Source organism: Anaerobiospirillum sp. NML120448, from assembly GCF_023050945.1.
Taxonomy (GTDB): Bacteria; Pseudomonadota; Gammaproteobacteria; order Enterobacterales; family Succinivibrionaceae; genus Anaerobiospirillum.
This window is the reverse complement of record NZ_JALKIM010000111.1, coordinates 1-8,368: the sequence shown is the minus strand read 5'-3', so window position 1 is coordinate 8,368 and position 8,368 is coordinate 1. Positions and strand designations below refer to the sequence as shown.

Sequence of the window (8,368 nt, the reverse complement as noted above, 5' to 3'; positions counted from 1 at the left end):
GACCCTAATCACATATATCTATATAAAAGGTTAAAATAGTGTAGTTTTATTAATATTCAAAGTTATCGATAATAGCAATGATTATAGGCTGTTTGTTCGCTAACACCAAATTGGCGGTCTATATGTTCTTAAAAGCCTAAAAAGCCAAGCCCATTCCTAAGTATGTTTTCTGTCCCCTAGGGTATTTTCCATTATCCTTAATGTCCTCAATACTCAATATGGTTAATCTTGCCAAAGTTTAACGACCAGGAATCTTGGGGCTCTTAAATTACTCGATATCAGTCTAGGTGCAGAAAAAGACTCATTTTATAAGCAACAAACAAGCTAAAAAAAGATATATAATCTTTACAACATGCTTCATCGATGAGGTGAAGTTGATAATTTGGTTAGCGTTTGGGGCTGGGCATATTGTGTCTAGCTTTAGTCTATTGGTATTAACTCTAGAAGGAGTCTACCTGGACTATTGCTATTAAGTGAAGGAATGCACTTATTTAGCTAGATTTATATACCAGAGAGTTAGAGCTCTGGTCAAAATAGCTAGTTTTACAATATTTTTTTTTTTTTTTTTTTTTGCTCTTTTTATGTCAGATCAACGCTTATTAGTTCCACTTAATCATTTCTTTTTATAGGAGAGATCCTTGTTCTTGGCATCTTATTAATACTTAAGAGGCTAAGGTAGCGGATTTAATTAGTGATGGCATCTGAGTTTTATCTAAAGAGCGATGAGCTTATTAATCAATCAAACTCACCTTTTGGTATAAGACCTAAAAGCAAATCTACTATTCTCATTATTGATTCTGATGAGCAAATATGTCGCTCGCTAAAAAAGTCTTTGGGCTCAGAGTTTTACAAGATTTACATGTGTCATGATGCTAAGCAAGGTGAAATTAATGCTGCTAGCCGTAAACCAGATTTAATCTTGCTTAATATCGAGTCAGCACAAAGCGATAGTTTAAATCTAATTAAAACCATTAGATCCTACTCTCGTGTGCCTATTATTGTGATTTCAACTATTAGTGATGAGAGTATTAAGATCCAAGCTTTGGAAGTTGGTGCTGATGACTACGTGGTTAAGCCTTTTGGCTCTTTAGAAATGAATGCTCGTATCAGAGCTAATTTAAGGCGTAGAACTGTTCCTGGGGATAACCCTAATAAAGAAACTGTGTTTAATATTGGTAATGTAGCTGTAGATTTAATGAATCATAACACCACTAAAAATGGTAAAGAGGTTCATTTAACCAATATTGAACGACGCTTGCTAAGGGTTTTAATAGCAGAGCACGGTAAAGTCCTTGACCAAAGCTTTTTATCTCAACAAGTATGGGGCCCACATCAAAGCGATCAAAGCAATAATTTGCGCATTGTTATTTGTAATTTGCGAGCTAAATTAGAAGATGACCCTAAGAATCCTTGCTACATTATTACAGAAACAGGAGTAGGCTATCGCCTCGCCATTTAGTATTTCCACCCATGAAAAAAGCTGACCACTCGTAAGTAGTGTCAGCTTTTTTCATATGGCTAAAGCCAAGTCCTAAGGCCCCTGGCCAAACCAAAGCAAAAGCTTTGGCCTTGCCCTGGGCCTGACAATGTCAGGCCCTAGCCAGCTCTGGCCTCTGGCCAGGGAGCTGGCTAGGGCTAGGGCTAGAGCTTAGATGAGCATGAGGTTTTGGTAAACCTTGAGTTGGTCTTCGTAGAAGCGGGTGGCTAATTTAGAGACAATCTCTTTTTGCTCTTTGCGATCTGTTACAGGCTTGCCTTCCTTGTTGAGGGTGTGGTCAGGCTCAGCAAAGTAGTCTAACAAGCAGTTAATTAAGACTTTCTTATCCTTAGGTCTATTGTTGTTGAGATAAACCTGTAAAGCCTTAAGACCAACATCACCTACAATCACACCACCTTGAAGAACTGGGGAGGCTAAGAAGTTAACTGTAGAGTCGTCAGTCTCGTTGATAATAGCTAAGTTTAAGTCTAAACATTGCTTAATTGATTTTGGATCAATAGTGTCCTTCATCACAGCAGGAGCGCAAGTGCCTGTAAACACAAGAGTGTTGATAGCCTCTAAGAGCTTAGCCTCAGTAAATTGAGGGAACTTCTTGTTATCTAAGAAGTGCTCCTTGAGCTGGCCAATAGTATGTGGCTCATTGTCATCCAAAAACTCAACTAATGGCTTATAAATCTCTTGGATTAATGAGGCAGTACCTAAGCGGGTCTTAACTTCATAAGTGACATTTTTGCCAGGAGCGATTAGCACTAAGGCTAGCTCATTATAGCGACGGGTGTGCTCTACTTTGGTAAGTTTACGTGGGCCCTTGATAAAGAAATCACGTCTAAATTGCTGGTTAACAATGAAATCACGGCTGCTTTCATACAATGGGCCGCCCTTAAATTGAGCCAAGAATTGCTGCTGCTCAGCAGTAAGGTTGAGACTATCCATAAGCTCAGTGCCAGTAGCAGAGCAGGCAAAGTCAAGCTTAGCAGCCTGGAGGCGTTCACATAAGACACTGTGATGGGTAATGTCCCAGAAAGTATTAAGATATTCGCCAACTAAGTAGTGGTAGTCCTTAGTTAAGGTATCCTCAATACGCTTAGCAACACCTGGCATGACCTTAATAAAGCTAGGTTCAACAGCTACGATTTGCTCTAAGTATTGTTTAATAATAGCAAGCTTGTCTTGAGCATCAGCTTTAGTAGCTAGCATATGCTTATTAAGCTCGCTCATTAAATGGCGTACTGGCTCAAAAGCAATAAAACCTGGGGATACGTTGTAAGAAATATAGAAAATACCACCAACCTTTAAGTGGCGACGGGCAAATTCAATAATATAATTTTGGTTTTCTGGGGAAATCCAAGACCAAATGCCGTGTAGACAAATAAAGTCAAACATTGGCAAATCATCACGATCAGCAAAGTCGCCAAAAGACTCATCGCTCAACATTACTTCAACTTTTCCGTACTTAGCTAAATGTTGAGCATAATTAACCTGAGCAGGGTTAAAGTCATTACCATACCATTTGGTAGTAGAGCCAGCAGCGTGCATAGTAATAGACACGCCTTGACCAAAGCCTAACTCACAGGCACAACCTTGACTAAAGTCAGGAGTATCAAAACCTTGTGTAGTTAGAAGATAGCGAGCATAAAGAGGGTTGATTTCTCGATAATAGCCAAAAGTATATTGCAAATCTGTTTGGTAGCCCATAGACCAGTCTGACATGGAAAAAACCTTTATTTTCAAGAATGTTTAAAAATTTTTAACATACAAATAGGAGCTGCATCTTTGTACATGGTGCTCCTAAGTCTAAGATGGCAAGATTTGGGCTTGTATTATGGAAGCTATAAAAGCTGTGCGTATAAACCATGAAAAGCGCTTAAAAAGATGCCAATATTAGATGACGGTATTATCGGAAAAAAGAGGAAATTTTTTTTTTTTTTTTTTCAAAAATCATGCCAACCCTAGTAGTTAAGCCATTTTCAAAAGCTTGATAGATACAGAAAACTGTATCTATTTACAGGAATTTAGCGCAATTTTTTAAAGAGTAGGGGAGGAGAAGTTGGTGCTAAGCGGAAAAAAGGACAAGGCTGGATATGATCTAGCCTTGCAATGAGATAGAAAAAACTAAATACGAGCTCCGTTAATGAGCTGTAAAATCATGTTGCCTCTAGCATTAGCCTGCATCATCATAGCTAAAGAGGCTTGCTGTAAAATAGAGGCCTCCATTAAATTAGCTGATTCTTCAGCATAATCAGTATCACGAATACGACTGCGAGCATCAGAAAGATTAGCTGTCATATTTTCATTGAGACGCATTACTGAATCTAAACGTACTTGTAGCGCACCAATTTCACCTCTTTGTGCATCTACAATACCTATCATAGCGTCGATATCAGCTAACACATTTTTGGCTCCATCAGCTGTGTCCACAGTAAAAGAGCCATTAACAACGCTACCATTATTGTTTGGTAAAGCTGCATAAATATCATCGAGTTTAAAACTTTGGGTTAGATCAATACTAATAGTGTCGTCAGAATAAGCTCCCACTTGCAAGGTCATAAAACCTTTGTCCAGCATTGTGCTTTGATCACCTAGTAATATAGTCTTACCACCAAACTTGGTTTGCTCTGCAATACGAGTAATTTCTTCTGAGAGGGCTTTAACCTCAGCTTGCATAGCTTTACGATCCTCGCTCGTATAGGTGCCATTGGCAGATTGGACAGCTATAGTACGAATCTTTTGGAGCATATTAACTGTTTCGTCTAAAGCTCCTTCATAAGTTTGTGCAAAAGCCTGACCATCAGCAGTATTGCGATTAGCTTGCTTATAGCCATTAATTTGGGAGGTTAAACGGTTGGAAATTTGTAGACCAGCAGGATCATCTTTTGCTGAGTTAATACGCAAGCCTGAGGCTAGCCTTTGCATTGCGGTGTTGACCCGAGCTGTCGCATTATTAAAGTGACGACGTGCTTGCATGGCTGCAATGTTAGTAATATAGATAGCCATAAATCCTCCAAGCCACTAATAAACACTGTTCATTAGTAGGGGGTAAAAACACAGCATTATTTGCAACGATAAGTATTATGGGACTTAGGAGCATAAAACCTATCGATATCTCTCTTTATATAAAATGTCTAACGGTACATCTGCTTATATTCTTAATTATAAAAATGGAAAAAATCCCAAAAATATCGGAAATTTGTGAACTAGTGAAAGTTTTCAAAAGTCCTTTTACAACTATGAGCTACCCCCAAAGCTAGCCCCAAGGCTAGCCTTGGGAGTAGCCCAAAGGCTAGCCAAAATGCTAGCCCAAAGCTATTACTAGCTTTCAAAAGTTTCGTCCCCTGTTTTAAAGCAGCAAAAACTCGAATTTACTAGCTTTAAGTAGCATTTAAGGGGGTGATGAACTTTTGAAATCCAGTACTAGCTCAAGTCTTACTTTATCTTGTATTATTTTGTCGAACTTACTTAAACTTTCACTAGTATGGTATTTGTAAATAAACTTTATAAAGTTTATTGTTAAAATAAAGAGTAATTTTGGTTAACTTTTTTATTAAAGGACTTTGTTGGATAGTAGCTTTAGAGGATTTTTTTCTGGGATCCTAGGTATTTAGCGATAAATGAGCACTTTTATCATTAAAGGCTAAAGACATGGCCTAGATCGCAATTTGCTTTTTGGTAAATAGTTAGCCTGTATTCTCTTTGCTACACTAAAAGCGCATGTTTAAGCTATTTTTTTTAGCTTTTGTCTTTTCTTTTGGATTTTGCACAAGCTTAGGGAGTATCTTTAACAGACTCCAGCATAGGGTTGTTGTGTGCGAGCAGCTTTGGTTGCAGCTGTATTTTTAGGAGTACTAATGAGCACTTTTGATTCTGGCTTAGATGTAATTGGTGAGTTTCAGGAATTTTTTAATGATGCTAGCCCTAATGCAGGTGGTTTACCAGTAGATCATCATTATTTAGAGCTCTTGTCTGATCAATATCCTAATAGAGTTGATGCTTTCTCTGAGATCATTAACTTACAGGCTATTTTAAACTTACCAAAAGGCACAGAGCACTTTGTAAGTGATCTCCATGGTGAGTATGAGGCTTTTTGCCATATCCTTAACAGCTGCTCAGGCGTGCTCCATGATAAGGTAGATGAGCTTTTTGATATCAGCGCTGAGGAAAAATCAGCCTTATGTGCTTTAGTTTATTACCCACAAGAGGTAATGCGTATTGCTAAAGAAGAAGGCAAGTTAAATGATGCTTGGTACATGGATGCACTGATTAAGCTGATTAAACTTTGTAAGTATCTAAGTGCTAAATATACCCGTTCTAAAGTACGTAAAGCCATTAATAAGAATTACAGCTATATTATTGATGAGCTCTTACACGCTCAAAATGATGAGACTGAATCACGTGCCATTTATCATGAGGCCATTTTATCTACCATCATTAGAACTAAAGCAGCCTATCACTTTGTTATTACTTTATGTGCTCTTTCTAAGCGCTTAGCTGTGGATCACTTACACGTAGTAGGTGATATTTATGATCGTGGCCCAAGCCCAGACAAGATCATGAACTTATTAATGAATTACCACAGCATTGATATTCAATGGGGCAACCACGATATTTTATGGATGGGCGCAGCCTTAGGCTCTGAGGTATGTATTGCTACTGTCTTACGTAATAATGTTAACTACTTTAATTACTCTTTATTAGAGAGTGGTTATTCCATTTCGCTACGTAAGCTTAATGAATTTGCTAATGCTACTTATAACTATCCAGTAAAAGAGCGCTCAACTGGTGCTGCTTGTGCCTTAGGTGCCAACTTCGGTAAGCCTACTGGCCATGGTGCACAAAGCGATCAAGAGTATGAAATCATGATGCAGGCCTTTGAGGATGAGGGGCGTGCTAAGATGGTTAAAGCTATTACTGTGATTGCCTTAAAGTTACAAGGACAATTAATTAAGCGTAATAGCGACTTTATGATGGAAGATCGTTTGCTCTTAGACAAGATGGACTTAGAGCGTGGCAAGGTAGTAATTGATGGTAAAGAATATGACATTAATACTACAGATTTGCCAACTATTGACCCTAAAGATCCATTTGCCTTAAGTAGAGAAGAAACTCATTTAGTGGAGTCTTTAAAAGAGTCCTTCTTAAAGTCAGAGCGCTTGCAAAAGGAAGTAGCATTCTTGTTCTCCCATGGCTCTTTATATAAGTGCTTTAATGGCAACTTATTATTCCATGGCTGTGTTCCAATGAATGAGGATGGTACTTTTAGACAAATTAAGATTGCCGATAAGCTTATGCAAGGCAAAGCCTTCTTAGATTATTGTGAGCGCTTGGCCCGTCATGCTTACTCTTATCATGATCGTAAGAGTTTAGACTTCATGTACTACTTATGGTGTGGCTTTAATAGTCCTTTATCAGGCCGTATTATGAAGCCATTTGAGCGTTACTTTATTGATGATCGCTCTACTCACAAAGAGCCTCGTGATCCTTACTACACTCACTATCATAATGAGAATACTTGCCGCATGATTTTAGAGGAGTTTGGTTTAGATCCTGAAAAGGGCCACATTATTAATGGCCATACTCCAATTAAAGTTAAGGATGGTGAAAGCCCAATTCGTGGCGGTGGTAAGCTCTTTGTTATTGATGGTGGCTTATGCTCTGCCTACCACAATACTACTGGTATTGCTGGCTATACCTTGATTTGTTCTTCTCACAATATGGTACTCAAGGCTCACCGTCCTTTTGAAAGCTGCGAAAAGGCAGTACGTGAGCATATCGATATTAAGTCAGAGGCTACCGAAGTTGAGCACTATGATCAGCGCCGTAAGGTAGAGGAAACTGATATTGGTGAGCGTATCAAGCGCAGCATTCACGAACTTGAAGAACTCCTCCAAGCCTATATGGACGGTACTATCTTAGAGCGTCCAAGCAAGAACAAGTAGTTTTTAGCTAGTCAACTACTAATCGATAGCCCACGCCAGTTTCTGTAATTAAAAATTCTGGATTGGCGGGGTTATCTTCCAACTTAATACGTAAGTGGTTCATATAGATTCTAAGATAGTGTGGATGCTCTACATAGGCCGCACCCCAGACATTAAGCATTAAATGGCGCTGAGTAAGTACCTTATTAGGATCTTTGAGCATAACTTGTAAGAGTTTAAACTCCAACTTAGTTAAGTGAACCTTTTGATCATTTTTGTAAATACTATAATCGCTTAGATTAACTAAAACATTGCTGCCAAGTTTTACAACATTATTATTCTCTTTATTAGCATTATTATTATTAAAGCGACGCAACAGCGCTCTAATGCGAGCTTTAAGCTCACTAGAACTAAATGGTTTGCTTAAATAATCATCAGCCCCTAAATCAAGGGCGGTAACTTTACTCTGATCATTATCGCGTGCAGAGAGTACTAAGATAGGATTAGAACTATAGGCTCTAAACTCACTAATTAAATTAAGGCCATCTCCATCTGGTAAGCCTAGATCAATAATTACCAAATCGGGAGCTCTACAGGCACATTCAATCTTGCCTTCCTTTAAAGAAGATGCACCAAAGACCTCATAGCCTTCATCTTGAAGCATAGTTTCTAAAGCTCGTCTTATTTGGTCTTCATCTTCAACTACAAGAATTTTTAATTTAATCATAATGCAAATCTTTAACGTACTAAAAGGTGTAGCTTATTAGGTAAACTTATTTCATAAGGATCTATCTTACTTCCGTAAGTATATAGTACGGTATCAACAATAAATTAGTAGTTACGCGTGAGAACATTATCAAGTTTAAAAACATTGATTTTATGGGATTTTATGTTTTCGAAATCGATAATTTTTAGGAAAAGTTTTGACGACCTAAAATTATGGATAAAGACTTGAAAA

The 8,368-nt window shown here is 38.1% G+C and carries 5 protein-coding genes; 2 read left to right on the top strand and 3 right to left on the bottom strand.

The features are described 5' to 3' along the window. Positions 1–694 precede the first annotated feature (694 nt). On the top strand, positions 695–1,459 hold the full coding sequence (locus MXE38_RS11615; RefSeq protein WP_246915190.1) for a winged helix-turn-helix domain-containing protein: 765 nt from the start codon (positions 695–697) through the stop codon (positions 1,457–1,459). 189 nt (positions 1,460–1,648) lie between these two features. Here MXE38_RS11615 and MXE38_RS11610 read toward each other — a convergent pair whose 3' ends face one another. Continuing rightward, the gene (locus tag MXE38_RS11610) at positions 1,649–3,208 is read right to left on the bottom strand and encodes a class I SAM-dependent methyltransferase (RefSeq protein ID WP_246915183.1); all 1,560 of its coding nucleotides are present in this window, start codon (positions 3,206–3,208) and stop codon (positions 1,649–1,651) included. A 402-nt stretch (positions 3,209–3,610) separates the two neighbouring features. Beyond that, entirely contained in the window at positions 3,611–4,492 is an 882-nt protein-coding gene (locus MXE38_RS11605; protein WP_246915180.1) for a flagellin, read from the bottom strand. Between the two features lie 851 nt (positions 4,493–5,343). Here MXE38_RS11605 and MXE38_RS11600 point away from each other — a divergent pair. Then, the gene (locus tag MXE38_RS11600) at positions 5,344–7,431 is read left to right on the top strand and encodes a fructose-1,6-bisphosphatase (RefSeq protein ID WP_246915177.1); all 2,088 of its coding nucleotides are present in this window, start codon (positions 5,344–5,346) and stop codon (positions 7,429–7,431) included. Between the two features lie 7 nt (positions 7,432–7,438). On the opposite strand, the gene MXE38_RS11595 is transcribed toward MXE38_RS11600, so the two are convergent. Beyond that, entirely contained in the window at positions 7,439–8,137 is a 699-nt protein-coding gene (locus MXE38_RS11595) for a response regulator (RefSeq protein WP_246915174.1), read from the bottom strand. Positions 8,138–8,368: the final 231 nt, after the last annotated feature.